24 protein-coding genes are annotated in these 25,461 nt (G+C 62.0%); 16 read left to right on the top strand and 8 right to left on the bottom strand.

All coding sequences use genetic code 11. The features are described 5' to 3' along the window. Nucleotides 1-7: 7 nt before the first annotated feature. Nucleotides 8-436, bottom strand: coding sequence for a DNA polymerase III subunit chi (locus MUM_RS0131455; RefSeq protein WP_010176936.1), 429 nt, complete (start codon nt 434-436; stop codon nt 8-10). A gap of 126 nt (nt 437-562) precedes the next feature. Beyond that, nucleotides 563-2,053, bottom strand: a complete 1,491-nt coding sequence (locus MUM_RS0131450) for a leucyl aminopeptidase (RefSeq protein ID WP_010176935.1) — start codon at nt 2,051-2,053, stop codon at nt 563-565. A 282-nt stretch (nt 2,054-2,335) separates the two neighbouring features. On the opposite strand from MUM_RS0131450, the gene lptF reads away from it, so the two are divergent. From lptF to tadA, 10 genes are all read left to right on the top strand, one after another. After that, complete coding sequence (lptF, locus tag MUM_RS0131445) at nt 2,336-3,454, top strand: LPS export ABC transporter permease LptF (RefSeq protein WP_010176934.1); 1,119 nt, start codon at nt 2,336-2,338, stop codon at nt 3,452-3,454. Next, the gene (lptG, locus tag MUM_RS0131440) at nt 3,447-4,526 is read left to right on the top strand and encodes an LPS export ABC transporter permease LptG (RefSeq protein WP_010176933.1); all 1,080 of its coding nucleotides are present in this window, start codon (nt 3,447-3,449) and stop codon (nt 4,524-4,526) included. Before lptF ends, lptG begins: the two co-directional genes overlap by 8 nt. A gap of 152 nt (nt 4,527-4,678) precedes the next feature. Continuing rightward, entirely contained in the window at nt 4,679-6,478 is a 1,800-nt protein-coding gene (gene lepA / locus MUM_RS0131435; protein WP_029616179.1) for a translation elongation factor 4, read from the top strand. A gap of 5 nt (nt 6,479-6,483) precedes the next feature. Then, nucleotides 6,484-7,338, top strand: coding sequence for a signal peptidase I (gene lepB / locus MUM_RS0131430; RefSeq protein WP_003210437.1), 855 nt, complete (start codon nt 6,484-6,486; stop codon nt 7,336-7,338). A 147-nt stretch (nt 7,339-7,485) separates the two neighbouring features. Then, nucleotides 7,486-8,175, top strand: coding sequence for a ribonuclease III (rnc, locus tag MUM_RS0131425; RefSeq protein ID WP_003210434.1), 690 nt, complete (start codon nt 7,486-7,488; stop codon nt 8,173-8,175). Then, nucleotides 8,168-9,070, top strand: coding sequence for a GTPase Era (gene era, locus MUM_RS0131420; RefSeq protein WP_003210432.1), 903 nt, complete (start codon nt 8,168-8,170; stop codon nt 9,068-9,070). Before rnc ends, era begins: the two co-directional genes overlap by 8 nt. A gap of 184 nt (nt 9,071-9,254) precedes the next feature. After that, complete coding sequence (gene recO, locus MUM_RS0131415) at nt 9,255-9,944, top strand: DNA repair protein RecO (protein WP_010176931.1); 690 nt, start codon at nt 9,255-9,257, stop codon at nt 9,942-9,944. Between the two features lie 52 nt (nt 9,945-9,996). Beyond that, complete coding sequence (gene pdxJ / locus MUM_RS0131410) at nt 9,997-10,740, top strand: pyridoxine 5'-phosphate synthase (RefSeq protein WP_010176930.1); 744 nt, start codon at nt 9,997-9,999, stop codon at nt 10,738-10,740. Between the two features lie 250 nt (nt 10,741-10,990). After that, on the top strand, nt 10,991-12,373 hold the full coding sequence (locus tag MUM_RS0131405; protein ID WP_029616178.1) for a multicopper oxidase family protein: 1,383 nt from the start codon (nt 10,991-10,993) through the stop codon (nt 12,371-12,373). Next, nucleotides 12,373-12,864, top strand: coding sequence for a tRNA adenosine(34) deaminase TadA (gene tadA, locus MUM_RS0131400; RefSeq protein WP_010176928.1), 492 nt, complete (start codon nt 12,373-12,375; stop codon nt 12,862-12,864). Before MUM_RS0131405 ends, tadA begins: the two co-directional genes overlap by 1 nt. Nucleotides 12,865-13,001: 137 nt before the next feature. Here tadA and cmoB read toward each other — a convergent pair whose 3' ends face one another. From cmoB to MUM_RS0131370, 6 genes are all read right to left on the bottom strand, one after another. Further along, nucleotides 13,002-13,958 carry a tRNA 5-methoxyuridine(34)/uridine 5-oxyacetic acid(34) synthase CmoB gene (cmoB, locus tag MUM_RS0131395; RefSeq protein WP_010176927.1) on the bottom strand — a complete coding sequence of 319 codons (957 nt, stop codon included), beginning with the start codon at nt 13,956-13,958 and terminating at the stop codon, nt 13,002-13,004. Continuing rightward, complete coding sequence (cmoA, locus tag MUM_RS0131390; RefSeq protein WP_010176926.1) at nt 13,955-14,698, bottom strand: carboxy-S-adenosyl-L-methionine synthase CmoA; 744 nt, start codon at nt 14,696-14,698, stop codon at nt 13,955-13,957. The genes cmoB and cmoA overlap by 4 nt, the downstream gene beginning before the upstream one ends. A gap of 36 nt (nt 14,699-14,734) precedes the next feature. Further along, entirely contained in the window at nt 14,735-15,391 is a 657-nt protein-coding gene (locus tag MUM_RS0131385; protein WP_029616177.1) for a lysoplasmalogenase, read from the bottom strand. 1 nt (nt 15,392) lies between these two features. Then, nucleotides 15,393-15,785, bottom strand: a complete 393-nt coding sequence (locus tag MUM_RS0131380) for a protease inhibitor I42 family protein (protein WP_010176924.1) — start codon at nt 15,783-15,785, stop codon at nt 15,393-15,395. Nucleotides 15,786-15,944: 159 nt separating this feature from the next. Next, nucleotides 15,945-18,365 (bottom strand): endopeptidase La, encoded by a 2,421-nt coding sequence (lon, locus tag MUM_RS0131375; RefSeq protein ID WP_010176923.1) that lies wholly within the window; start codon nt 18,363-18,365, stop codon nt 15,945-15,947. A gap of 130 nt (nt 18,366-18,495) precedes the next feature. Next, on the bottom strand, nt 18,496-19,485 hold the full coding sequence (locus tag MUM_RS0131370; RefSeq protein WP_010176922.1) for a GntR family transcriptional regulator: 990 nt from the start codon (nt 19,483-19,485) through the stop codon (nt 18,496-18,498). Between the two features lie 336 nt (nt 19,486-19,821). Here MUM_RS0131370 and MUM_RS0131365 point away from each other — a divergent pair, with 336 nt between their 5' ends. The 6 genes from MUM_RS0131365 (at nt 19,822) to MUM_RS0131340 (ending at nt 25,437) form a co-directional block, all read left to right on the top strand. Next, the gene (locus MUM_RS0131365; RefSeq protein ID WP_010176921.1) at nt 19,822-21,165 is read left to right on the top strand and encodes an amidase; all 1,344 of its coding nucleotides are present in this window, start codon (nt 19,822-19,824) and stop codon (nt 21,163-21,165) included. Nucleotides 21,166-21,176: 11 nt separating this feature from the next. Beyond that, the gene (locus MUM_RS0131360; protein ID WP_010176920.1) at nt 21,177-22,055 is read left to right on the top strand and encodes a polysaccharide deacetylase family protein; all 879 of its coding nucleotides are present in this window, start codon (nt 21,177-21,179) and stop codon (nt 22,053-22,055) included. A gap of 42 nt (nt 22,056-22,097) precedes the next feature. Beyond that, nucleotides 22,098-23,438: an MFS transporter gene (locus MUM_RS0131355; protein WP_010176919.1), complete on the top strand. Its 1,341-nt coding sequence runs from the start codon at nt 22,098-22,100 to the stop codon at nt 23,436-23,438. An 11-nt stretch (nt 23,439-23,449) separates the two neighbouring features. Continuing rightward, entirely contained in the window at nt 23,450-24,211 is a 762-nt protein-coding gene (locus MUM_RS0131350; RefSeq protein WP_010176918.1) for an SDR family NAD(P)-dependent oxidoreductase, read from the top strand. A gap of 169 nt (nt 24,212-24,380) precedes the next feature. After that, a complete protein-coding gene (locus MUM_RS0131345) occupies nt 24,381-25,130 on the top strand; it encodes an SDR family NAD(P)-dependent oxidoreductase (protein WP_010176917.1) in 750 nt (249 codons plus the stop codon). A gap of 13 nt (nt 25,131-25,143) precedes the next feature. Further along, nucleotides 25,144-25,437, top strand: a complete 294-nt coding sequence (locus MUM_RS0131340) for a hypothetical protein (RefSeq protein ID WP_010176916.1) — start codon at nt 25,144-25,146, stop codon at nt 25,435-25,437. Nucleotides 25,438-25,461: the final 24 nt, after the last annotated feature.

Here is a 25,461-nt window from a genome sequence, read left to right as displayed (position 1 = left end):
CATGTGCTCAAAGTCGTTGTAGCCGGTGATCTTGCAGAGAATAGCCCTGTTCGCGGTAGAAACGGAAACTCTCCCGCGCGGCCTGACGAATAGCCGGATCTTCCACCACCACTTCCGCCACACGGGCGAAACCTTTGGCGAAGGCCGGTACTTTCAGGTCGAGGTTGACCAGCAGGTCGGTGTGATCGCCACAGCTGTCGCCCAAACCCAGCGCCACCAGGCCTTCCGGCTCTGATTCAGCGGGGCCGTGTGGCACGAAGCTTTCGCCCTTGAAACGCCACAGGCGGGCGTCGAGGTCGTCACGCTGGGCGGCGTCGCTGCAATGCAGGTAGATGCGATGGCCCATGCGCCAGGCTTTTTCGGTGAGCTTGCAGGCAAAGTCCAGGCGCGCGGAAGGATCGGCGCTGGGCAAGATATAGAAGTCGACTTGGGTCATTGCGGTTCCTGAGTAGCCGCACCCGCCTGTGTAGGGGCCGGCTTGCCGGCGATGGCGTCCGTGGGATCAGCGCAGGGCTGACGGGCCTCATCGCCGGCAAGCCGGCTCCTACAAGGGGCGGGGCGTTTAGGCTTTGGCGCGGTCCAGCAGGTACTGGGTCAGCAATGGAACCGGACGGCCAGTGGCGCCCTTGTCCTTGCCGCCGCTGGTCCAGGCAGTGCCGGCGATGTCCAGGTGAGCCCAGTTGAAGTTCTTGGCAAAACGCGACAGGAAGCAGGCTGCGGTGATGGTGCCGGCTTTCGGGCCGCCAATGTTGGCGATGTCGGCGAACGGGCTGTCCAGCTGTTCCTGGTACTCATCGAACAGCGGCAGTTGCCAGGCGCGATCGTCAGCCGCCTGGCCGGCGCTGAGCAGTTGGCCGATCAGTTCGTCGTTGTTGCCCAGCAGGCCCGACGTGTGGGCGCCCAGGGCGACCACGCAGGCACCGGTCAGGGTGGCGATGTCGATCACGGCTTGCGGCTTGAAGCGTTCGGCGTAGGTCAGGGCGTCGCACAGCACCAGGCGGCCTTCGGCGTCGGTGTTGAGGATTTCCACGGTCTGGCCGCTGAGGGTGGTGACGATGTCGCCCGGACGGGTCGCGCCGCCGCTTGGCATGTTCTCGGCGCAGGCCAGGATGCACACCAGGTTGATCGGCAGCTTGAGTTCCAGCACGGCACGCAGGGTACCGAAGACACTGGCGGCGCCGCCCATGTCGTACTTCATCTCGTCCATGCCCAGGCCCGGCTTGAGGCTGATGCCGCCGGTGTCGAAGGTGATGCCTTTGCCGACCAGGGCAAAGGGCTTCTCGGACTTCTTGCCGCCGTTGTATTGCATCACGATCAGGCGTGGCGGCTGGTCGCTGCCCTGGCCCACGGCATAGAACGAGCCCATGCCCAGTTCCTTGATCTTCTTCTCATCCAGGACTTCGACTTTCAGGCCCTTGAATTCCTTGCCCAGCGCCTTGGCTTGTTCGCCCAGGTAGGTGGGGTGGCAGATGTTCGGTGGCAGGTTGCCCAAGTCACGGGTGAACGCCATGCCGCCGGCGATGGCCTGGGCGTGGGTCACGGCGCGTTCGACTTCAGCCTGGGCGGCCTTGATGGTCAGCAGGGTGACTTTCTTCAGCGCGCGGGGTTCGGCTTTGGTGCTCTTGAACTGGTCGAAGACGTATTCGCCGTCCAGCAGGCTTTCGGCCAGCAGGCGGGTCTTGCCGTAGCTGTCGCGGCCCTTGACCACGATTTCGTCCAGCGCCAGGGCTGCATCGGTGCCGCCCAGGCCCTTGAGGGTGTTGAGGATGCCGCTGATGATCTTGCGGAACGGGCGGTCGCCCAGTTCGGCGTCCTTGCCCACGCCCACCAGCAATACGCGGTCGGCTTTAAGGTTAGGCAGGCTTTGCAGCAGCAGGCTCTGGCCCACTTTGCCGGCCAGGTCGCCGCGCTTGAGGACCGCGCTGATGGCGCCGCCGCTCAGTTCGTCCAGTTGCTTGGCGGCAACGCCCAGCTTGCGGCCTTCGCCGACAGCGACCACGAGGGTGGCGGTTTTCAACGTTTCGGGGCTAACGCTTTTTACAACCAGTTCCATTTTCGGGTCCCTTATAAAGGTCAGTGAGCCAGGAGTCTGTACTCCGGCTTGTAAGCTTGGCAGCCTGTAGGCCGCCCGCGACAAAGGCCGCAGTTTGAACCTCGCCGGCCGAGCCTGACAACCCTTGCGGACAGCTTTGTGCACGCGTATGAGCAAGCTCCGTGACAGGTGCGGTCAATCACAGGATAATGCGGCATCTTTTTAGCCGGCCTGCAGCAATGGGTCGACTCGATATGCTTGCTTGTTTGGCCGCCTTAGCCTGACAACCCTGGAGTGTCTGGTTTGATCGTCTTCCGTTATCTGTCCCGCGAAGTCCTGTTGACCCTGAGTGCCGTGAGTGCGGTATTGCTGGTCATCATCATGAGTGGTCGCTTCGTCAAATACCTCGCCCAGGCTGCCTCGGGCGCCCTGGATCCGGGCTCGCTGTTCCTGATCATGGGCTTTCGCCTGCCAGGTTTCTTGCAACTGATCCTGCCATTGGGCCTGTTTCTCGGGATCCTGCTGGCTTATGGTCGCTTGTACCTTGAAAGCGAAATGACCGTACTGTCGGCCACCGGCATGAGCCAGCAACGTTTGCTGGCCATGACCATGGTTCCTGCCACCGGTATCGCGCTGGTCGTGGCCTGGTTGAGCCTGAGCCTGGCACCCCAGGGAGCCTTGCAGTTCCAGTTGGTGCTCAATAAACAAGACGCCATGACCGAATTCGACACCCTGGAGCCGGGCCGCTTTCAAGCGCTCAACGACGGCACCCGGGTGACCTACACCGAACAACTGTCGGATGACCGTGCCAACCTGGGCGGTGTGTTCATCTCCCAGAAAAACCTCGGTCAGAACCAGAAAGACCGTGGCATTTCGATCTTGGTGGCCGACAGCGGCCGGCAGGAAGTGCGTCCGGACGGCAGCCGTTACCTGATCCTGGAAAACGGCTATCGCTATGACGGCAGCCCCGGGCAGGCCGATTACCGCGCAATCAAATACGACACCTATGGCGTGATGCTGGCCCGGCCGGATGTCAGCGACGAAGTCACCGACCGTGACGCGATCCCGACGCCAGACCTGATCGGCAGCAAGGAACTGCGCTCGATTGCCGAGCTGCAATGGCGGATTTCCCTGCCGCTGCTGGTGTTTATCGTGACCTTGATGGCCGTGCCGCTGTCCCGGGTCAACCCGCGCCAGGGCCGCTTCCTCAAGCTGTTGCCGGCGATCCTGCTTTATATGGCTTACCTGACCATCCTGATTTCCGCCCGCGGCTCCCTGGAGAAGGGCAAGCTGCCGCCGGCCCTTGGGCTGTGGTGGGTCCACGGGATCTTCCTGGCGATTGGCCTGGGCCTGCTTTATTGGGAACCGTTGCGCTTGAAGATGCAGAGTCGTCGCAGCATGAAGGAGATGGCTCGTGGTTAAGCTCGACCGCTACATTGGTAGCAGCGTCCTGGTCGCAATCCTTGCGGTATTGGGCATTATTCTGGGTTTGGCCTCGTTGTTCGCCTTCATTGATGAGGTCGGCAACGTCAGCGATACCTACACCGTCACCGACGTTCTGAGCTACGTGGCGCTGACCGCGCCCCGTCGTCTCTACGACATGATGCCGATGGCTGCGCTGATCGGTTGCCTGATCGGCCTGGGCAGCCTGGCCAGCAACAGCGAACTGACCATCATGCGTGCGGCGGGTGTTTCCATCGGCCGCATCGTGTGGGCGGTCATGAAGCCCATGCTGTTGCTGATGCTGGTCAGCGTGCTGATCGGTGAATACGTGGCGCCTCCGGCCGAATCCGCGGCCCAGGCCAATCGTGCCCTGGCCCAGGGCTCGGGTGATGCGCAGAGTTCCAAGCATGGCTTGTGGCACCGTCAGGGTGGTGAATTCATCCACATCAACGCCGTGCAACCGGGCGGCCTGTTGATCGGTGTCACCCGTTACCACTTCGATAAAGAACGTCACCTGCTGTCGTCCAGCTTCGCCAAACGTGCGCAGTACGCCGACGAAAAGTGGCAACTGAGCGAGGTGAGCACCACCTATTTCCGCGATATCGGCAAGGGCGCGGCGTCGAGCACTGAAGTGATCAATGTGCCGACGGAGCAGTGGGATATTTCCCTCAAGCCTGAATTGCTGAACACCGTGGTGATGATCCCCGAAAGCCTGCCGATCTCCGGCCTGTGGGGTTATATCCACTACCTCAAGGACCAGGGCTTGAACAACGGTCGTTACTGGCTGGCGTTTTGGGTCAAGGTGTTGCAGCCGGTGGTGACCGCTGCGCTGGTACTGATGGCGATCTCGTTCATCTTCGGCCCGCTGCGCTCGGTAACCCTCGGCCAGCGCGTATTTACCGGCGTATTGGTGGGGTTCACCTTCCGTATTGCCCAGGACTTGCTGGGGCCATCCAGCCTGGTATTCGGCTTCTCGCCGCTGTTTGCGGTGCTGGTGCCGACCGCGATCTGCGCCGTGGCCGGCTTCTGGCTGTTGCGCCGGGCAGGTTGAGCCCGCGCTTATGAACAAAAAATGCCCCGCTCGAACGATCGGGGCATTTTTGTTCTTGGTCACCATGGATGACGTCTGGTCTGCGCATCAGGTACAATTCCCGGCTATTTTTCAGCGGGCAGTCTGCCTGCAGCCTTTTTGAGTGTTGATCCGTGAGTGATTTGAGTCATATCCGCAATTTCTCCATCATCGCCCACATTGACCATGGCAAGTCGACGCTGGCCGATCGATTCATCCAGATGTGCGGCGGCCTTGCCGAGCGTGAAATGGAAGCCCAGGTGCTGGACTCCATGGACCTCGAGCGCGAGCGCGGGATCACCATCAAGGCCCACAGCGTTACTCTGTATTACACCGCCAAAGACGGTATCAAGTACCAGCTCAACTTCATTGACACCCCGGGCCACGTCGACTTCACCTATGAAGTCAGCCGTTCGCTTGCGGCCTGTGAAGGTGCGTTGCTGGTGGTGGACGCGGGCCAGGGTGTTGAAGCCCAGTCTGTAGCCAACTGCTACACCGCCATCGAGCAAGGCCTGGAAGTGATGCCGGTGCTGAACAAGATCGACCTGCCACAGGCCGATCCGGACCGCGTCAAGGAAGAGATCGAGAAGATCATCGGCATTGACGCCACCGACGCCGTCGAGTGCAGCGCCAAGACCGGCCTGGGTGTCGACGAAGTGCTCGAGCGCCTGGTCAAGACCATTCCAGCCCCCACCGGCAACTACGAAGATCCGCTGCAAGCGTTGATCATCGACTCCTGGTTCGACAACTACCTGGGCGTTGTTTCCCTGGTACGCGTGCGCCACGGCCGTGTGAAGAAGGGCGACAAGATCTTGGTCAAATCCACCGGCAAGATCCACCTGGTGGACAGCGTCGGCGTATTCAACCCGAAGCACACCGCGACCGCTGATCTGAAAGCCGGTGAAGTGGGCTTCATCATCGCCGGTATCAAGGACATCCACGGTGCACCGGTAGGTGACACCCTGACCTTGAGCTCCACCCCCGACGTCGACGTGCTGCCGGGCTTCAAACGCATCCAGCCGCAGGTTTACGCCGGCCTGTTCCCGGTCAGCTCCGACGACTTCGAGGATTTCCGCGAAGCCCTGCAGAAGCTGACCCTCAACGACTCGTCGTTGCAGTACACCCCGGAAAGCTCCGACGCCCTGGGCTTCGGCTTCCGCTGTGGTTTCCTGGGCATGCTGCACATGGAAATCATCCAGGAGCGCCTCGAGCGCGAATACGACCTGGACCTGATCACCACCGCGCCGACGGTTATTTTTGAGCTGGCGCTGAAAACCGGTGAAACGATTTACGTCGACAACCCGTCCAAGCTTCCGGATCTGTCTTCCATCGAGGACATGCGCGAACCGATCGTGCGGGCCAATATTCTTGTGCCGCAAGAGCACCTGGGCAACGTCATTACCCTGTGTATTGAAAAGCGTGGCGTACAACACGACATGCTCTTCCTCGGTACCCAGGTGCAAGTGACCTACGATTTGCCGATGAACGAAGTGGTCCTCGACTTCTTTGACCGTCTCAAATCCACCAGCCGCGGCTATGCTTCGCTGGATTACCATTTTGATCGTTACCAATCAGCTAATCTGGTGAAGCTGGATGTGCTGATCAACGGCGACAAGGTGGATGCCCTGGCGCTGATCGTGCACAAGGACAACGCGCACTACAAAGGTCGCCAGTTGACCGAAAAGATGAAAGAACTGATTCCGCGCCAGATGTTCGACGTCGCGATCCAGGCCGCCATTGGCGGGCAGATCATTGCACGGACCTCCGTCAAGGCACTCAGAAAGAACGTACTGGCCAAATGCTATGGCGGCGACGTCAGCCGTAAGCGCAAGCTGCTCGAGAAGCAAAAGGCCGGTAAAAAACGCATGAAGCAAGTGGGCAACGTGGAAATTCCACAAGAAGCCTTCCTTGCGGTGCTCAGGTTGGATAGTTAGGTCCTATGTCACTAAATTTCCCGCTGTTGCTGGTCATCGCCGTTGCCGTTTGCGGTCTATTGGCGTTGCTCGATCTGGTGTTCTTCGCCCCGCGTCGCCGGGCAGCCATCGCGTCCTATCAGGGCAGCGTCAGCCAGCCCGATGTGGCGGTGATCGAGAAACTGAACAAAGAGCCAATGCTGGTTGAATACGGCAAGTCGTTCTTCCCGGTGTTGTTCATCGTGCTGGTGTTGCGTTCGTTCCTGGTGGAGCCGTTTCAGATCCCGTCGGGCTCGATGAAACCTACCCTGGACGTGGGCGACTTCATCCTGGTGAACAAGTTTTCTTACGGGATCCGCTTGCCGGTGATCGACAAGAAAGTGATCGAGATCGGTGACCCGCAGCGCGGCGATGTGATGGTGTTTCGCTACCCAAGCGACCCGAACGTCAACTACATCAAGCGTGTAGTGGGCCTGCCGGGCGACGTGATTCGCTACACCAGCGACAAGCGCCTGTTCGTCAACGGCGAGTCGGTGGCAGAAAAACTGATCGGTTCCGAGCCGAACACCCTGGGCAGCGCCGAGCTGTACCAGGAGAAACTCGGAGCGGTAGAGCACGAAATCCGCAAGGAAATGAGCCGCTACCGTTCGCCGCCTGACAACCAGTGGACAGTGCCTGCCGGGCACTACTTCATGATGGGCGACAACCGCGACAACTCCAATGACAGCCGCTACTGGGATGACCCCAATATTCCCAAGGACCTGCTGGGCATGGTCCCCGACCAGAATATCGTCGGCAAGGCCTTCGCGGTCTGGATGAGTTGGCCGGAACCCAAGCTCAGCCACCTGCCGAACTTCTCGCGGGTCGGGCTGATCAAGTAATCCATGCGGCGCTGTGAACACAGCGCCGAATGCTTTTCTGGGGCTTGGACAAAGTCCGGCTCCATGCAGCAACCACCAGGATTTGAATTTGAACACAGCGTTAATCGTCGCAGGCCACCGGTGCCTCGAACTGAATGTGGGTAAACCGTGAGCGTTTCTCTAAGCCGTCTCGAGCGTCAGCTCGGCTACACCTTCAAGGATCAGGAATTGATGATCCTTGCCCTTACACACCGCAGTTTTGCCGGGCGTAACAACGAGCGCCTGGAATTCCTCGGTGATGCCATCCTCAATTTCGTCGCCGGTGAAGCCCTGTTCAATCGCTTCCCCTTGGCCCGCGAAGGCCAGTTGTCGCGCTTGCGCGCGCGCCTGGTGAAAGGTGAGACCCTGGCCGTACTGGCCCGTGGTTTCGACCTGGGTGATTACCTGCGCCTGGGCTCCGGCGAGTTGAAGAGCGGCGGTTTCCGTCGCGAGTCGATCCTGGCCGACGCCCTTGAAGCGCTGATCGGCGCGATCTACCTCGATGCGGGCATGGAAGCGGCCAAAGAGCGCGTCGTCGCCTGGCTGTCGACCGAGATCGAAAGCCTGACGCTGGTAGACACCAACAAAGATCCCAAGACCCGCCTGCAGGAATTCCTGCAGTCCCGTGGTTGCGACCTGCCGCGTTACGAAGTGGTGGATATCCAGGGTGAGCCGCATTGCCGAGTCTTCTTCGTCGAATGTGAAATCACCTTACTGAATGAAAAAAGCCGAGGTCAGGGTGTGAGCCGTCGTATTGCCGAACAGGTAGCGGCCGCTGCAGCACTGATTGCCCTGGGCGTGGAGAATGGCCATGACTGATTCAACCGCAACTCGCTGTGGCTATGTTGCCATCGTCGGCCGTCCGAACGTGGGCAAGTCCACGTTGCTGAACCACATCCTGGGACAGAAGCTGGCGATCACTTCACGCAAGCCTCAGACCACCCGCCACAACATGCTGGGCATCAAGACCGAAGGCGCCGTCCAGGCGGTGTACGTTGATACCCCGGGCATGCACAAAGGCGGCGAAAAGGCCCTTAACCGCTACATGAACAAAACCGCTTCGGCGGCGTTGAAAGACGTCGACGTGGTGATCTTCGTGGTCGACCGCACCAAGTGGACCGACGAAGACCAGATGGTTCTGGAGCGCGTGCAGTACGTCACCGGCCCGTTGATCGTCGCGTTGAACAAGACCGACCGTATCGAAGACAAAGCCGAGCTGATGCCGCACCTGAGCTGGCTGCAGGAACAACTGCCGAACGCCCAGATCATGCCGATCTCGGCCCAGCACGGGCACAACCTCGAAGCCCTGGAGCGTGTGATCGCCGGTTACCTGCCGGAGAACGAGCACTTCTTCCCGGAAGACCAGATCACCGACCGCAGCAGCCGTTTCCTCGCCGCCGAACTGGTACGCGAGAAAATCATGCGCCAGATGGGCGCCGAGCTGCCGTACCAGATCACCGTCGAAATCGAAGAGTTCAAGCAGCAGGGCAAGACCTTGCACATCCACGCGCTGATCCTCGTTGAACGTGACGGCCAGAAGAAAATCATCATTGGCGACAAGGGCGAGCGCATCAAGCGCATCGGCACCGAAGCGCGCAAGGACATGGAATTGCTGTTTGATTCCAAGATCATGCTCAACCTGTGGGTGAAGGTTAAGGGTGGTTGGTCTGATGATGAGCGTGCGTTGCGTTCGTTGGGTTACGGCGACCTGTAAGCCCTGACCGGATTTGTGGGTGAGGGGCTTGTTGTGGCGAGGGGGCTTGTCCCCCGTTGGGCTGCGAAGCAGCCCTAAAAGCAAACAATGAGGTCTTTCTGAAAGACTGCAGCTACTTTGTTTGGGGCTGCTGCGCAGCCCAACGGGGGACAAGCCCCCTCGCCACAGGAAAAGCTCCCGTCTCATGTCCTCCACCCCACCCACCGGCCAACCCGCCTACGTCTTGCACAGCCGCGCCTACCGCGAGACCAGCGCCTTGGTGGACTTCCTCACACCCCAAGGACGTCTGCGCGCTGTCTTGCGCAGTGCGCGCGGCAAGGCCGGCACCCTGGCGCGGCCCTTTGTGGCCCTGGAAGTGGAGTTTCGCGGACGCGGTGAGCTGAAGAACGTTGGCCGCATGGAGGCCGCCGGTGCCTCCAACTGGCTCAACGGTGAGGCGCTGTTCAGCGGCCTCTACCTCAACGAATTGCTGATTCGCCTGCTCCCCGCCGAAGACCCGCACCCCGGCGTCTTCGATCATTATGCCGCCACCTTGCTCGCCCTCGCCGAAGGCCGCCCTTTGGAGCCGCTGTTGCGCGCGTTCGAATGGCGCCTGTTGGACGACCTTGGCTACGGCTTCGAATTGAGCAACGACTTGCACGGCGACCCTATCGCCGCCGACGGCATGTACCGCCTGCAAGTCGACGCGGGCCTGGAGCGCGTCTACCTGCTGCAACCCGGCCTGTTCCAGGGCACCGAGTTGCTGGCCATGAGCGAAGCCGACTGGACCGCCCCCGGCGCGTTGTCCGCCGCCAAGCGCCTGATGCGCCAGGCCCTGGCCGTGCATTTGGGCGGTCGGCCATTGGTCAGTCGCGAGTTGTTTCGAAAGCCCTGACATCCCCGTGTATGCTGTGCAGCGATTCCTTCCCTCTTCAGGAGCGCTTTTCGTGACCACCAGCAATCGCATTCTTCTCGGCGTGAACATCGACCACGTAGCCACCCTGCGCCAGGCCCGGGGCACCCGTTACCCGGACCCGGTCAAGGCCGCGCTGGACGCCGAAGAAGCGGGTGCCGACGGCATTACCGTGCACCTGCGCGAAGACCGCCGCCACATCCAGGAACGCGACGTACTGCTGCTCAAGGACGTGCTGCAAACCCGCATGAACTTCGAAATGGGCGTCACCGAAGAAATGATGGCATTCGCCGAGCGTATCCGCCCGGCGCATATCTGCCTGGTGCCGGAAACCCGCCAGGAACTGACCACCGAAGGCGGCCTCGATGTGGCCGGCCAGGAAGCGCGGATCAAGGCCGCGGTGGAACGCCTCTCGAAGATCGGCAGTGAAGTCTCGCTGTTCATCGACGCCGACGAGCGCCAGATCGAAGCCTCGCGCCGTGTCGGTGCCCCGGCCATCGAACTGCACACTGGCCGTTACGCCGACGCCACCACGCCGACCGAAGTCGCTGATGAATTGCAGCGCATCATCGACGGCGTCAAATGCGGCCTGGGCGAAGGCCTGATCGTCAACGCCGGCCACGGTCTGCACTACCACAACGTCGAAGCCGTGGCCGCGATCAAGGGCATCAATGAGCTGAACATCGGCCATGCGCTGGTGGCCCATGCGCTGTTCGTCGGATTCAAAGGTGCCGTCGCCGAGATGAAAGCCTTGATTCTGGCTGCTGCCAAACATTAAAAAAGCGCTGAAGATCCAATGTGGGAGCGGGCTGTGGTGAGGGGGCTTGTCCCACGTCGGGTTCACCACCGATTGATGGGGCTGCTTCGCAGCCCAACGCGGGGCAAGCCCGCTCACCACAGCAAGCCCGCTCCCACACAACCCTCGTTCCCCACATGTGGCAATGCGAACCCTTACTGTTTAGGTGATGCCGGTGTATGGTATCTGCCTTTTGCGGGTCTCGGACCCGCGGCAGATACGTGAGGTTGTTGTGTCCCAATCGTTTTCCCGTCGACAAATCCTTGGTGGTCTTGCCGGTCTTGCCGTGGTGGGCGTTGGTGCCGGTGGCGCCTACCGCTATTGGCTGGGTAAAGTCGCCGAGGCCGAGGCGGGGCACGATTACGAGTTGATCGCCGCACCGCTGGACGTGGAATTGGTGCCGGGGCACAAGACCCAAGCCTGGGCATTCGGCCCATCGGCGCCAGGCACCGAGTTGCGGGTGCGCCAGGGTGAGTGGCTGCGGGTGCGGTTTATCAACCACCTGCCGGTCGCCACTACCATCCACTGGCATGGCATTCGCCTGCCACTGGAAATGGACGGCGTGCCGTACGTCTCGCAGCTACCGGTGCTGCCGGGCGAATACTTTGACTACAAATTCCGCGTGCCCGATGCCGGTAGCTACTGGTATCACCCCCACGTGAACAGCAGCGAAGAGCTGGGCCGTGGCCTGGTGGGCCCGCTGATCATCGAAGAGCGCGAACCCACTGGTTTCAAACACGAACGCACCCTGAGCCTGAAAAGCTGGCACGTGGACGAAGAGGGCGCCTTTGTCGCCTTCAGCATTCCCCGCGAAGCAGCCCGGGGCGGCACCGCCGGACGCCTGTCGACCATCAATGGCGTGTCCCAGGCAGTGATCGATTTGCCAGCCGGGCAGATCACCCGGGTGCGCCTGCTCAACCTCGATAACACCCTGACCTATCGCATCAACATCCCCGACGTTGAAGCGCAGATCTATGCCCTGGACGGCAATCCCGTCGAACCGCGCCCGTTGGGCAAGGAATACTGGCTGGGCCCGGGCATGCGCATTTGCCTGGCGATCAAGGCGCCTCCCGCCGGTGAAGAATTGTCGATCCGCAATGGGCCGGTGCGCCTGGGCACCTTCCGCTCGGTGACCAGCATCGACGCGCCCACCGAGTGGCCGCCCGCGATGCCCGCCAACCCGATTGCCGAGCCGGACCTGGCCAATGCCGAGAAACTCAACTTCAATTTCGAATGGGTTGGATCGGTCTCGGTGAACGTGGACAATGGCAAGCCACCGAGCCTGTGGCAGATCAACGGCCAGGCCTGGGACATCACCGACAAGACCTGCGCCGACCGCCCGATCGCCAAGCTTGAAAAGGGCAAGAGCTACATTTTCGAATTGAAGAACATGACCCAGTACCAACACCCGATCCACCTGCACGGCATGAGTTTCAAGGTCATCGCCTCGAACCGCCACAAGGTGATTCCGTACTTCACCGACACCTACCTGCTGGGCAAGAACGAACGTGCCCGGGTGGCGCTGGTGGCGGATAACCCGGGTGTCTGGATGTTCCACTGCCATGTGATCGACCACATGGAAACCGGCCTGATGGCCGCCATCGAGGTGGCGTAATGCGCCAGTTTCGCCCCACGGCGATTATCGACCGCAGCCGCGATCAGGACTTCATGCGTGAAGCGCTGGCCCTGGCTGCCCAAGGCGCGGCATTGGGTGAAGTGCCGGTGGGCGCGGTACTGGTGCAGGATGGAGAGATCATCGGGCGCGGCTTTAACTGCCCCATCAGTGGCAACGACCCCAGTGCGCATGCCGAGATGGTCGCGATCCGTGCGGCCGCCCAGGCCGTGAGCAATTACCGGCTGCCGGGCAGTACGCTGTACGTCACGCTGGAACCGTGCAGCATGTGCGCCGGGCTGATCGTGCATTCACGGATTGCCCGGGTGGTGTACGGCGCGCTGGAGCCAAAGGCGGGGATCGTGCAAAGCCAGGGGCAGTTTTTTACCCAGGGCTTTCTCAATCATCGGGTGCTGTATGAAGGCGGGGTGCTGGCCGAAGAGTGCGGGACGGTGTTGAGCGAGTTCTTCAAGGCACGTCGCGCCAAAGGCTGACGCGATACCCTGTGGCGAGGGAGCTTGCTCCCGCTGGAGTGCGCAGCGCTCCCCAGATTTTGGGGCCGCTCGCAGCCCAGCGGGAGCAAGCTCCCTCGCCACAACAGCAGTCTTATTTCTTCAACACAACAGCAGTCTTATTTCTTCGCGACAATCACCGCACGCATCGGCGCCGGCAGCCCTTCGACGGTCTTGCTGTGATCCTCAGGGTCCAGGAAGTCGCTGAGGGACTGGTACTTCATCCACTCCGTGCCGCGCTGTTCCTCGACCGTGGTCACGCTCACATCCACACAGCGCACATCGCTGAAGCCGGCACGGCGCAGCCACAGCATCAGCGCCGGCACCGACGGCAGGAACCACACGTTGCGCATCTGCGCGTAGCGGTCTTCCGGCACCAGCACTTGTTGCTGATCGCCCTCAACCACCAACGTTTCCAACACCAGTTCGCCACCCTTTACCAGGCAATCCTTCAACGCCAGCAAATGCTCGATGGGCGAACGACGGTGATAAAACACACCCATGGAAAATACCGTGTCGAAGCCTTCCATGTTCGGCGGCAGGTCTTCAAACGGGAACGGCAGGTGCCAGGCCTTAGGCGCTGACAGGTAGCGTTGCACCGCCTGGAACTGGCAGAAAAACAGCCAGTTCGGGTCGACGCCAATCACGCTGTCGGCCCCGGCGCCGAGCATGCGCCACATGTAGTAACCGTTGCCGCAACCCACATCGAGAATGCGCTTGCCCTTGAGGTCCAGGTGCGGCGCGACCCGCGACCATTTCCAGTCCGAACGCCATTCGGTGTCGACGTGCACGCCGAACAGATCGAACGGGCCCTTGCGCCACGGGCACAGGCCCATCAGCGCGGTACGCATTTGCGCGCGGGTGTCGTCGTCGCAATCGGTGTCGAGTACCAGGCCGTTCAGCAGGTCGATTTCGCTGGGCATGATCTTCGGCAGCGCGTCCAGTGCGCTTTGCCAGCGTTCCAAGTCGCCGTGACCCTTTTCCATCTTTGCATCGAGTTGCGCTTGCAGGCCCTGGGCCCATACGGCCAGGGGAGTGCCGACCAGATGGCGGGCGAGGGGAGACAGATCAATCATGGCAAGGCAATCAACGAGGCAAAGTTAAGACACTGGAACCACGGCACGACTTTCGAGAACCCGGCCGCCAGCAGGCGTTCGCGGTGTTCTTCGAGGCTGTCGGGCTTCATGACGTTTTCGATGGCGCTGCGCTTCTGGGCGATTTCCAGTTCGCTGTAGCCGTTGGCGCGTTTGAAGGCGATGTGCAAATCGGTGAGCAGTGCGTGTTCTTCCGAATCATTGAAGCGCAGCTTTTCCGAGAGGATCAACGCGCCGCCTGGCAGTAGTGACTGACGAATGCGCGAGAGCAAAGCCAGGCGCTGTTCGGGGGCGATAAATTGCAGGGTGAAGTTCAGCGCCACCACGGACGCCGGCTGGAATTGCAGGGCGAGGATATCGCCCTCGATGACGTCCACCGGCAGCAACTCCTGGAACATCGAGTCCTGGCCGTTGAGGTATTCGCGGCATCGCTCGACCATCGCCGCCGAGTTATCCACCGCGATCACCCGGCAACCGTCGGTGCGCACGTGACGGCGCAAGGCCTGGGTCACGGCGCCGAGGGAGGAGCCGAGGTCGTAGAGCACGCTATTGGGCTGGGCAAACTGCGCCGCGAGCACGCCGAGGTTTTCGACGATGGTCGGGTAACCGGGCACCGAGCGCTTGATCATGTCCGGGAAAACCCGCACCACGTCTTCGTTGAAGGCGAAGTCCGGCACCTGGGGCAGGGGCTGGGCGAATAGGCGATCGGGTTCTTTGCTCACGGCTGTTCCGGCGACGAGGGGGAAAAGGCCGGCATTTTAGCCAAATTGGCCTTCGGATGCGCGGGTTGTCTGATGGAACGCCGATGCGGTAATGCCCCACTGCCCGAGCCAATAGCTGACGATCAGCAAATACGGCGCCGCTTCAAACGCCACCACAAACCGATTGATCCCAATCAGCGTGTCGGAAAACACAAACGACACCGCGCCTGCCGCCGCCAGGTACGCCGAGCGCTTGGGCACTGCGCTGCCCAACCGTGCCAGCGCTCGCCAGAGCATCGCGCTGATCACCAGCGCATACACCACCACCGGCACCAGCAATGGGCCCAGGCCATGGGAAATCAGGATGCTCAGCAAGATCGCGCCCACCACCAGCGCCAGTACCAGCGGCAAAATCGCCGGGCGGCGGCAGTCGCTCAAGTAGGCTTTCAGGTACGCCAGGTGCGCGAACAAAAACGCACCGAGGCCGAAGATGAACAAGTCGCCGGGCCAGGCCAGCAGCACGTCGCCCACCAGGGAAAAAATCAGCCCGAGGCTGATCCAGCGTCGATAGTCAGTGGGCGGCGCATCATGCAGCCAGCCCAGCAACGCCAGCACCGGCAACGGCTTTACCAACAGGCAGAGCAGGGTGGCGTGGGTGCTCAGGCCGTAGATAAAGGTTACCGCCCCCATCAACGCAAGGATCATCCATGGCATATCAGTTCACCGTAATGGCGCAGTCGAAGGTTTCGGCCGGTTCTGCTTCCGGCTCCCAGGGTTGTTGTGAGGTGAGGCGCAGCCGGCCCTGGCCCGCATTGAAGGCTTGGAAACGCCAGGTGGATTGACCGCCACTGCCGACCACGCCGGTGTCTTCGGTGTTGCTGTAGACCTCAGGGCTCAGGCTGCGCAGCACGCCGCCGGCCGAGTCCTGGATGGCCCAGCGGTAACCGGTGGTGGGGTTGCTGGGCAGGGTCAGGATCAGGTTTTGCCCGGTTTTGAGTTGCAGGGGGCAAGCGCTCTGTTTTTCCACGGTGACGTTTTGCTTCGGCGCACTGGCACAGGCGGCGAGCAGGCAAAGGCTCAGGGGGAGAAGCAGGCGGGCAGCGGTCATGGGGGCTCCGTTGTTTGGCGACGAAGGGCGAGCATAACCGAAGATGAGACAAGGTGTGACAGGAAGGCAAACACCACTTAATAGTGGTGAGCGGGCTTGCTTGTGGTGAGCGGGGCAAGCCCGCTCACCACAGGGGCCAGTTCAGGCGCTACATAACGGTCAGAACAACACCTTCGCCACATCCGCAAAGCGTTTGGCAAAGTGCACCGTCATGCCTTCCTTCAGGTACTCAGGTAACTCCTCAAAACTCCCGCGATTGGGCTCCGGCAAGATCAACTCGTGAATCTTCTGGCGCCGCGCCGCAATCACCTTCTCGCGCACCCCGCCAATCGGCAGTACATGCCCGGTCAACGTCAGTTCGCCGGTCATGGCCACGCCTTTTTTCGGCGGCTGGTTACGCGCCAGCGACAGCAGCGCACTGGCCATGGTCACGCCCGCGCTCGGGCCGTCTTTCGGTGTGGCGCCTTCCGGCACGTGCAGGTGCACGAAGGCTTCGTCGAAGAACTTCGGGTCACCGCCAAACGACTTCAGGTTCGAGCTGATGTAGCTGTAGGCAATTTCGGCCGACTCCTTCATCACGTCGCCCAGTTGCCCGGTGAGCTTGAAGCCCCGGTTGAGCGTGTGAATGCGCGTCGCCTCGATCGGCAAGGTCGCGCCGCCCATGCTGGTCCAGGCCAGGCCTGTGATCACACCGGTGCCCGACAGTACCTGTTCGTTACGGAACACCGGCATCCCCAGGGAGGCTTCCAGGTCCTTGTTGCCGATCTTGATCACCGAGTCCGGCTCATCCAGCAGCTTGACCACGGCCTTGCGCACCAGTTTGCCCAGCTGTTTTTCCAACTGGCGCACACCGGCTTCGCGAGCGTAACCATCGATCAGGGCGCGCAGGGCGCCGTCGCTGATGGACAGGCTGTTTTTCGACACGCCGGCTTTTTCCAACTGCTTGGGCCACAGGTGGCGCTTGGCGATGGCGACTTTTTCTTCGGTGATATAGCCCGACAGGCGAATCACTTCCATCCGGTCCAGCAACGGGCCGGGGATTGAGTCCAGGGTGTTGGCGGTGCACACGAACAGCACTTTGGACAGGTCCAGGCGCAGGTCCAGATAGTGGTCGAGGAATTCGACGTTCTGTTCCGGGTCCAGGGTTTCGAGCAGGGCCGAAGCCGGGTCGCCCTGGTAGCTCTGGCCCATCTTGTCGATCTCGTCGAGCATGATCACCGGGTTCATCACTTCGACGTCTTTGAGCGCTTGCACCAGCTTGCCCGGCATGGCGCCGATGTAGGTGCGGCGATGGCCCTTGATCTCGGCCTCGTCACGCATGCCGCCGACGCTGAAGCGGTAGAACGGCCGGCCGAGGGACTCGGCAATCGATTTGCCCACGCTGGTCTTGCCCACGCCCGGCGGGCCTACCAGCAACACGATGGAGCCGGCGACTTCGCCTTTATAGGCGCCCACCGCGAGGAATTCGAGGATGCGACTCTTGATGTCGTCCAGGCCGGCGTGGTGTTTGTCGAGCACCTTGCGGGCGTGCTTGAGGTCGAGCTTGTCCTCGCCATACACGCCCCACGGCACCGAGGTGGCCCAGTCCAGGTAGTTGCGGGTGACCGCGTACTCCGGCGAACCGGTTTCCAGGATCGACAGCTTGTTCATTTCTTCGGTGATGCGTTTCTGCGCCTGGGTCGGCAGCACCTTGTCCACCAGGCGTTGTTCGAACTGTTCGACGTCGGCGCTGCGGTCGTCCTTGGTCAGCCCCAGCTCTTGCTGGATGACCTTGAGTTGTTCCTTGAGGAAGAACTCGCGCTGGTGCTCGCCGATCTTGCGGTTCACCTCGGCGGAGATTTCTTTTTGCAGGCGCGCGACTTCGACTTCCTTGCGCAGCATCGGCAGGACTTTTTCCATGCGCTTGAGCATGGGCACGCAGTCCAGCACTTGCTGCAGCTCGGTGCCGGTGGCCGAGGTGAGGGCGGCGGCGAAGTCGGTCAGCGGCGACGGGTCGTTGGGGCTGAAGCGGTTGAGGTAGTTCTTCAGCTCTTCGCTGTACAGCGGGTTGAGTGGCAGCAGTTCCTTGATCGCATTGATCAGCGCCATGCCGTAGGCCTTGACCTCGTCGGTCGGCTGGGTCGGCTGGTGCGGGTATTCGACCTCCACCAGGTACGGTGGGCGGTGATGCTTGAGCCAGGTCTTGATCCGCACGCGGGTCAGGCCCTGGGCGACGAATTGCAGCTTGCCGTTTTCACGGCTGGCGTGATGCACCTTCACCAGGGTGCCGTACAGCGGCAGGCTGGAGGTGTCGAAGTGGCGCGGGTCTTCAGGAGGCGTCTCCATGAAGAACAGGGCAAGGGAGTGGTGCTCGGATTTGCTCACCAGTTCCAGGGTTTCGGCCCACGGCTCTTCATTGACGATCACCGGCAACACTTGCGCCGGGAAGAAAGGCCGGTTGTGGATCGGGATGATGTAGACCTTGTCGGGCAGGTTTTGCCCAGGCAGCGCCAAGCCAGTGTTGGCGGAAGTGTGTTCAGCGTTTTCCGGGTCGGCGTAGTCGTCGAGGTCGATGTCCGGGAATTCTTGCTGGTCGCTCATGGGGCACCTGCATAAGGAAGTATGCAGGTTAGATGGGGCGGGTCGGCAGTGGTTTCAATGGGTGAGGGCGGTTAGCAACAAATTGCACACTATTTTCGAAACGCTGCTGGACCAATGTGGGAGCGTTTCTTCAGCTGAGTTTGTGCAGGTAGGCCGGCAACGGCTGTTCGGGCAGCACCGACAGCACCTTCAAGCGTTGCAACATGCGCTGCCGGGCCCGTTGCAGGTGCTCGCGCAGGTTCAGCGCGGCGGCGTCGAAGGCGCCGTGCAGCAACAGCTCAAGGATCAGCCGGTGCTCGGCCAGCATCGCCGGATCGGCGCCGATACCCAGCAGCCGGTAGAAAATCCGGCTGATGATCATCGGGCTCTGCCCCTGGCGGATCAGCGCGGCGATCTTGCGGTTTTGCAGGCCCGCGAGGCAGTGCTGGTGCAGGTCTTCCTCGATCTGCTCGATCTCTTCCAGGCTGCAATGGGCGCTGTTCTGCGCGTCGAGCACGCGCTGCAACATGGCTTGCAGCAGGTCGCGGTCGAGGTTCGGCGCGCTCTGGCGCAGGGCTTCGGGCTCCAGGCAGGCGCGCAGTTCGTAGTCTTCGGTGACTTCCCGGGCGGTCAGCGGCCCGGCCAGCCATTGGGAATAGGGTTCTTTTTCTACCAGGCCACGGTCCCGCAGGCGCATCAGGGCTTCACGCACCACTGCGCGGCTGACGTTGTAGTGCTCGGCGGCGGCCTGTTCGTCGAGGCGGTAATGGCCGAAAGCGATGCAGGTCGACAGCGCTGCGCCGATTTCCTCGACGATGCGCTCCCCCAGTGGCCGGGTGTCCACCAGCTCATCTTCACCGTTGAGGCCCAGGTGTGCGTGGCTCAAGGGCAGTCGCAGCGGTTCCAGGTCCAGGCCTTCGGGGTTGATCAGGTAGCCGCGGCCATCGAAGCGGCAAATCAGCCCTTCGTCATGCAACAGGTTCAGGGCCTTGCGCACCGGCACCCGGCTGGTGCCGAACAGCTCGGCCAGCGGCGCTTCCAGCAACACCAGGCCATGACGGGCAGTGCCGTGGGTGATGGCGTCGCGCAAAACCTGGTGAATCATCGCGTAACGGGAAGCCGAGGCTGACACTGCTTTCATCGGGTTCTCTGGAGCAAACGGGTCGGTGGCCGGGGATTCTCTCATAGTTGCGCCTGTCACTCTGCGCCACGTCGGTGGCACTTTTTTGGGGCCTTCAGAGGGTGGTTGTTACTTTTCTGCACCAAAATGTATTTATTAATAAAAGATACATTATTTCATTGTGGGCGAGTATTGAACGCCGCCGAATATTTCTTTTGATGTCAACAACCCATCTATCCCGTGGGTCTGACCCAAAGTGCCAGATGCTTCAAACATCACCCCTGAGAGACTGGCACGAAAGCTGCCTTTGTAAAATGTACATTTTATTAATATGTACGTTTTCAGAAGGTCATTCCCATGTCAGACGCCACTTCACTGGCCGAGGATTTCGCCAGCGGTCGCAGCGACCCGGTGCACGCCCTCGAACAGGCACTCGCTCGCGCGAGCCAGGCCCCCAGCGTATTCATCTCCCTGACCGCCGAGCGCGCTCGGCGTGAGGCCGAAGCGTCGGCTGCCCGCTGGCGTGCCGGCCAGCCATTGAGCGTGTTCGATGGCGTGCCCCTGGCCTGGAAAGACCTGTTTGATGTGGCCGGCAGCATTACCACGGCAGGCGCGGCCCATCGTCGCGACGCGCCGGCGGCTTTGCTGGATGCGCCGAGTGTAGGCCTGTTGTGCCGCGCCGGGATGGTCAGCGTGGGTAAGACCAACCTCAGCGAGCTGGCGTACTCCGGCCTTGGGCTGAACCCGCACTTCGGCACCCCGCACAATCCGAGCGGCATCGATCAACCGCGGATCCCCGGTGGCTCGTCGTCGGGCTCGGCGGTCGCCGTAGCGGCCGATATCGTACCAATCGCCATGGGCACCGACACCGCGGGCTCCATCCGTATTCCTGCGGCACTGAATGGCGTGGTGGGTTATCGCAGCAGTTGCCGGCGTTACAGCCGCGACGGCGTTTTCCCGCTGGCCCATACCCTCGACAGCCTCGGCCCGCTGACCCGCAGTGTGCGCGATGCGCTGGCCATTGATGATTTGCTCAACGGTCGCGACCAGCGCCAGCCACGCCAGGCCCGCAGCCTCAATGGCCAGCGTTTTTGGGTTGAGCAAAGTGTGCTGGAAGACGCCCGCGTCGAGCCCGGCGTGCGCAACAACCTGCTGTATTGCGTGGACCGATTGAAAGCCGAAGGCGCGCTGATTGATGTGCGCCCCTCGAAGACCTTCCAGGCCACCCTCGACCTGATCCAGCACCAGGGCTGGCTCGGCTCCTTCGAAGCCTTCGCGCTCCACGAAGCCCTGCTCGACAGCCCCGACGCCAGCCAGCTCGACCCTCGGGTACGCCGTCGCCTTGAAGCGGCCCGCACGCTGCCGGCCAGCCAACTGCTGGCGTTGTACGAAGCGCGCCGGCGCCTGCAACAGCAGCTTGTCGACGAACTCGACGGCGCGATTCTCATCACCCCCACCGTGGCCCAAGTGGCCCCGGCCCTGGCGCCACTGGAAGCCGACGATCAACTGTTCGTCAGCACCAACCTCGCCACCCTGCGCCTGACCATGCCCGGCAGCTTGCTGGACATGCCCGGCGTCAGCCTGCCCAGCGGCCGCGATGCCCTGGGCCTGCCCACCGGCCTGCTGCTCAGCGCCCCCAGCGGCGAAGACGCGCGCCTGCTTCGGGCTGCCCTGGCAGCCGAAACAGCACTCATTTTTTAAGGAGACACATCATGGCTAAAGACATCCTCTGTGCATTTGGCGTCGACGTTGACGCGGTCGCCGGCTGGCTCGGTTCCTATGGCGGCGAAGACTCCCCGGACGACATTTCCCGTGGCCTGTTCGCCGGTGAAATCGGTGCGCCACGCCTGCTCAAACTGTTCGAGCGCTATGGCCTGCGCACCACCTGGTTTATCCCCGGCCACTCGATGGAAACCTTCCCCGAGCAAATGAAGGCGGTCGCCGACGCCGGCCACGAAATCGGTGTGCACGGCTACAGCCACGAAAACCCGATTGCGATGACGGCCGAGCAGGAAGAAATCGTTCTCGACAAGTCCATCGAACTGATCACCAACGTCACCGGCAAACGCCCCACCGGCTACGTCGCGCCATGGTGGGAATTCAGCAAGGTCACCAACGAGCTGCTGCTGAAAAAAGGCATCAAGTACGACCACAGCCTGATGCACAACGACTTCCACCCCTACTACGTACGCAAGGGCGACAGCTGGACCAAGATCGACTACAGCCAGCACCCCGACACCTGGATGAAACCCCTGGTGCGCGGCGAAGAAACCGACCTGGTGGAGATCCCGGCCAACTGGTACCTCGACGACCTGCCGCCGATGATGTTCATCAAGAAAGCCCCCAACAGCCATGGCTTCGTCAACCCGCGTCACCTGGAAGAAATGTGGCGCGACCAGTTCGACTGGGTCTACCGCGAGCACGAGCACGCGGTGTTCACCATGACCATCCACCCCGACGTGTCCGGCCGCCCGCAAGTGCTGCTGATGCTTGAGCGCCTGATCGAACACATCCAGAGCCATGCCGGTGTGCGCTTCGTCACCTTCGACGAAATCGCCGATGACTTTATCCGCCGCCAACCGCGTACCTGATACCTGTAACCAACCCCTGGCCAACCTCCCGAGGCGCGATTCATGTCTATCTACAACAAGCTTGATCTGACTGGCTGGAAACCCCGGCAACTGACGCCCAAGGAAGTGCGTTTCGCCACCTGGATCGCGTTTTTCGCCTGGGTGTTTGCGGTGTATGACTTCATTCTTTTCGGCACCTTGCTGCCGGAAATCGGGCGGCACTTTAACTGGGGTGAAGTGGAGCAAGCGGAGATTGCGACATGGGTGGCGGTAGGCACCGCCGTGGTAGCGCTGGCCATCGGTCCGATCGTGGACAAACTGGGCCGGCGCAAAGGGATTATTTTCACCGTGGCCGGTTCGGCGATCTGCTCGGCGCTGACCGCCATTGGCGGCGCGTGGGGCAAGTCGTCGCTGATCCTGATCCGTTCGCTGGGCGGCCTGGGTTATGCCGAGGAAACCGTCAACGCGACCTATCTGAGCGAGCTGTACGCCGCCTCCGATGACCCGAAACTGGCCAAGCGTCGCGGCTTTATCTACAGCCTGGTGCAGGGCGGCTGGCCGGTGGGCGCGTTGATCGCCGCCGGTTTGACCGCGCTGTTGCTGCCGGTGATTGGCTGGCAGGGCTGCTTTGTGTTTGCGGCGATTCCGGCGATTGTCATCGCGGTCATGGCGCGCAAGCTCAAGGAGAGCCCGCAGTTCCAGATTCACCAGCGCATCAGCGAGCTGCGCAAAAGCGGCTCGGTGAAAGAAGCGCAGAACGTCGCCGTGACCTACGGCGTGGACTATGACGAACACAGCAAGGCCGGCCTCAAGGCCGCATTCCGTGGCCCGGCACGCCGTGCAACCCTGGTGATTGGTGCGGCGCTGCTGCTCAACTGGGCGGCGATCCAGGTGTTCAGCGTGCTGGGTACATCGGTGATCGTCAGCGTGCACCACATCTCGTTCGAGAACTCGCTGATCATCCTCGTGCTGTCGAACCTGGTGGGTTACTGCGGTTACCTCAGCCACGGCTGGATGGGCGACAAGATCGGTCGCCGCAACGTGATCGGCCTGGGCTGGATGCTCGGCGGGCTGTCGTTTGCCGGGATGCTGTTTGGCCCGAGCAACATGGCGATGGTGGTCGGGCTCTACAGCCTGGGCCTGTTCTTCCTGATCGGGCCGTACTCGGCGGCGCTGTTTTTCATCAGCGAAAGTTTTCCCACCAGCATCCGTGCCACCGGCGGCGCGATCATTCATGCCATGGGGCCGATTGGTGCGGTGGTCGCCGGGTTTGGCGCGACCCAAGTGTTGTCGGCCGGTAGTGACTGGCAGACCGCCGCGCTGTGGTTTGGCGCAGTGCCGTGCTTTTTGTCCGGTGCACTGATGTTTGCCGCACGCCATGTGCGTCCGGAAACCGTCCAGTAAGGAGTCAGTTGATGAGTCGTAAAGTTGCGTTGATTACCGGTGCCGCCAGCGGCATCGGCCAGGCCCTGGCGGTGGCGTATGCCCGCAGCGGCGTGGCGGTGGTGGGCGGCTATTACCCGGCCGATCCCCACGACCCGCACCACACCGTTTTACTAGTGGAAGAAGCCGGCGGTGAATGCCTGATGCTGCCGCTGGACGTGGGCGACACCGCCTCTGTGGATAACCTGGCCGCGCAGGCGATCCAGCATTTTGGTCGCCTCGATTACGCGGTGGCCAACGCAGGGTTGTTGCGGCGTGCGCCGTTGCTGGAGATGACCGACGAGCTGTGGAACGAGATGCTCAACGTCGACCTGACCGGGGTGATGCGCACCTTCCGGGCGGCGACCCGGCACATGCAGGAAGGCGGCGCGCTGGTGGCGATTTCGTCGATTGCCGGTGGCGTGTATGGCTGGCAGGACCACGCGCACTACGCAGCGGCCAAGGCCGGTGTGCCGGGGTTGTGCCGGTCGCTGGCGGTGGAATTGGCGCCGCTGGGGATTCGCTGCAATGCGGTGATTCCGGGGTTGATCGAGACGCCGCAGTCGCTGGATGCGAAGAACTCACTCGGCCCGGAAGGGCTGGCGAAAGCCGCGCGGGCGATTCCGCTGGGCCGGGTAGGGCGGGCGGATGAAGTGGCGTCCCTGGTGCGGTTCTTGACCAGTGAGGAATCGAGTTACCTGACCGGGCAGAGCATCGTGATTGATGGTGGGTTGACCGTGCGCTGGCCGGACTGACCCACGCAGCGTGGAAATGAAGGCTTAAGCGGTGAGGGCTTGTTGTGGCGAGGGGGCTTGTCCCCCGTTGGAGTGCGCAGCGCTCCCGCTTTTTTGGGGCGGCTGCGCAGCCCAACGGGGGACAAGCCCCCTCACCACAGGTCCAGTGTTGTCATCAGGAGTTTTTTGTATGTCCCAACTGCATAACCGCCGCGCCGTGATCACCGGCGCCGGCAGCGGTATCGGTGCCGCCATCGCCCGCGCCTACGCCGTCGAAGGCGTGCGTCTGTTATTGGCCGACCGCGACGCCGCAACCCTCGCCGAAACCGCCATCACCTGCCGCAACCTCGGCGTCGAAGTCCTCGAATGCGTGGCCGACGTCGGCACCGTCGACGGCGCCCGGGCCAGCGTCGATGCCTGCGTCGCCCACTACGGCGGCATTGATATTCTGGTCAACAACGCCGGCATGCTGACCCAGGCCCGTTGCGTCGACCTGACCATCGATATGTGGAACGACATGCTGCGCGTCGACCTCACCAGTGTGTTCGTCGCCAGCCAGCGTGCGTTGCCCCACATGATCGCCCAGCGCTGGGGCCGGATCATCAACGTCGCCTCGCAACTGGGCATCAAGGGCGGCGCCGAGCTGACACACTATGCGGCGGCCAAGGCCGGCGTCATCGGCTTCACAAAATCCCTGGCGCTGGAGGTAGCGAAGGACAATGTGCTGGTCAACGCCATTGCGCCCGGGCCGATTGAGACGCCGTTGGTAGGCGGCATCAGCGACACCTGGAAACGCGCCAAGGCCGCCGAGTTGCCCCTGGGCCGTTTCGGCCTGGCAGACGAAGTGGCGCCCACCGCCGTGCTGTTGGCCAGTGAGCCCGGCGGTAATCTGTTCGTTGGCCAGACCCTCGGCCCGAACTCCGGCGATGTCATGCCATGAGCGGGCACTAAGCATGTGCGGACTCTGCGGCCTGCTGGGCGAAGACTTGCATTGGAGCGATCCGCTGGGCGATGAACTGCCGCGCCGGCGCGAACGCCTGCGCCGAATCGCGGCGATCAATCAGGTGCTGGCGGTGTTCCGGCTCAAGGTCGAAGACTTCCAGGGCGCGTCCTATCTGTTGCTGGGCGCCACCGGCAAACAGGAACTGGCCAGCGGCCTGGATCAACTGTGGCGGGCGGCGGAGGCCATGCTCGGTCGGCCGCTGGACCCGTTGGACCCGCGCCTGCTGGATCATCTGGAACTGTAGGAGCCCGGCTTGCCGGCGATGGCG

Origin of the sequence: Pseudomonas sp. PAMC 25886 (assembly GCF_000242655.1) — a bacterium.
GTDB lineage: Bacteria > Pseudomonadota > Gammaproteobacteria > Pseudomonadales > Pseudomonadaceae > Aquipseudomonas.
Note: the sequence above shows the minus strand (reverse complement) of the source record. Positions and strands in the feature narration are given on the sequence as shown.

Coding starts and splice junctions, on each gene's coding strand:
- MUM_RS0131455 (WP_010176936.1), bottom strand. CDS start 436: ATGACCCAAGTCGACTTCTATATCTTGCCCAGCGCCGATCCTTCCGCG.
- MUM_RS0131450 (WP_010176935.1), bottom strand. CDS start 2,053: ATGGAACTGGTTGTAAAAAGCGTTAGCCCCGAAACGTTGAAAACCGCC.
- lepB (WP_003210437.1), top strand. CDS start 6,484: ATGTCACTAAATTTCCCGCTGTTGCTGGTCATCGCCGTTGCCGTTTGC.
- era (WP_003210432.1), top strand. CDS start 8,168: ATGACTGATTCAACCGCAACTCGCTGTGGCTATGTTGCCATCGTCGGC.
- recO (WP_010176931.1), top strand. CDS start 9,255: ATGTCCTCCACCCCACCCACCGGCCAACCCGCCTACGTCTTGCACAGC.
- tadA (WP_010176928.1), top strand. CDS start 12,373: ATGCGCCAGTTTCGCCCCACGGCGATTATCGACCGCAGCCGCGATCAG.
- cmoB (WP_010176927.1), bottom strand. CDS start 13,958: ATGATTGATCTGTCTCCCCTCGCCCGCCATCTGGTCGGCACTCCCCTG.
- MUM_RS0131385 (WP_029616177.1), bottom strand. CDS start 15,391: ATGCCATGGATGATCCTTGCGTTGATGGGGGCGGTAACCTTTATCTAC.
- MUM_RS0131380 (WP_010176924.1), bottom strand. CDS start 15,785: ATGACCGCTGCCCGCCTGCTTCTCCCCCTGAGCCTTTGCCTGCTCGCC.
- lon (WP_010176923.1), bottom strand. CDS start 18,365: ATGAGCGACCAGCAAGAATTCCCGGACATCGACCTCGACGACTACGCC.
- MUM_RS0131370 (WP_010176922.1), bottom strand. CDS start 19,485: ATGAAAGCAGTGTCAGCCTCGGCTTCCCGTTACGCGATGATTCACCAG.
- MUM_RS0131365 (WP_010176921.1), top strand. CDS start 19,822: ATGTCAGACGCCACTTCACTGGCCGAGGATTTCGCCAGCGGTCGCAGC.
- MUM_RS0131360 (WP_010176920.1), top strand. CDS start 21,177: ATGGCTAAAGACATCCTCTGTGCATTTGGCGTCGACGTTGACGCGGTC.
- MUM_RS0131355 (WP_010176919.1), top strand. CDS start 22,098: ATGTCTATCTACAACAAGCTTGATCTGACTGGCTGGAAACCCCGGCAA.
- MUM_RS0131350 (WP_010176918.1), top strand. CDS start 23,450: ATGAGTCGTAAAGTTGCGTTGATTACCGGTGCCGCCAGCGGCATCGGC.
- MUM_RS0131345 (WP_010176917.1), top strand. CDS start 24,381: ATGTCCCAACTGCATAACCGCCGCGCCGTGATCACCGGCGCCGGCAGC.
- MUM_RS0131340 (WP_010176916.1), top strand. CDS start 25,144: ATGTGCGGACTCTGCGGCCTGCTGGGCGAAGACTTGCATTGGAGCGAT.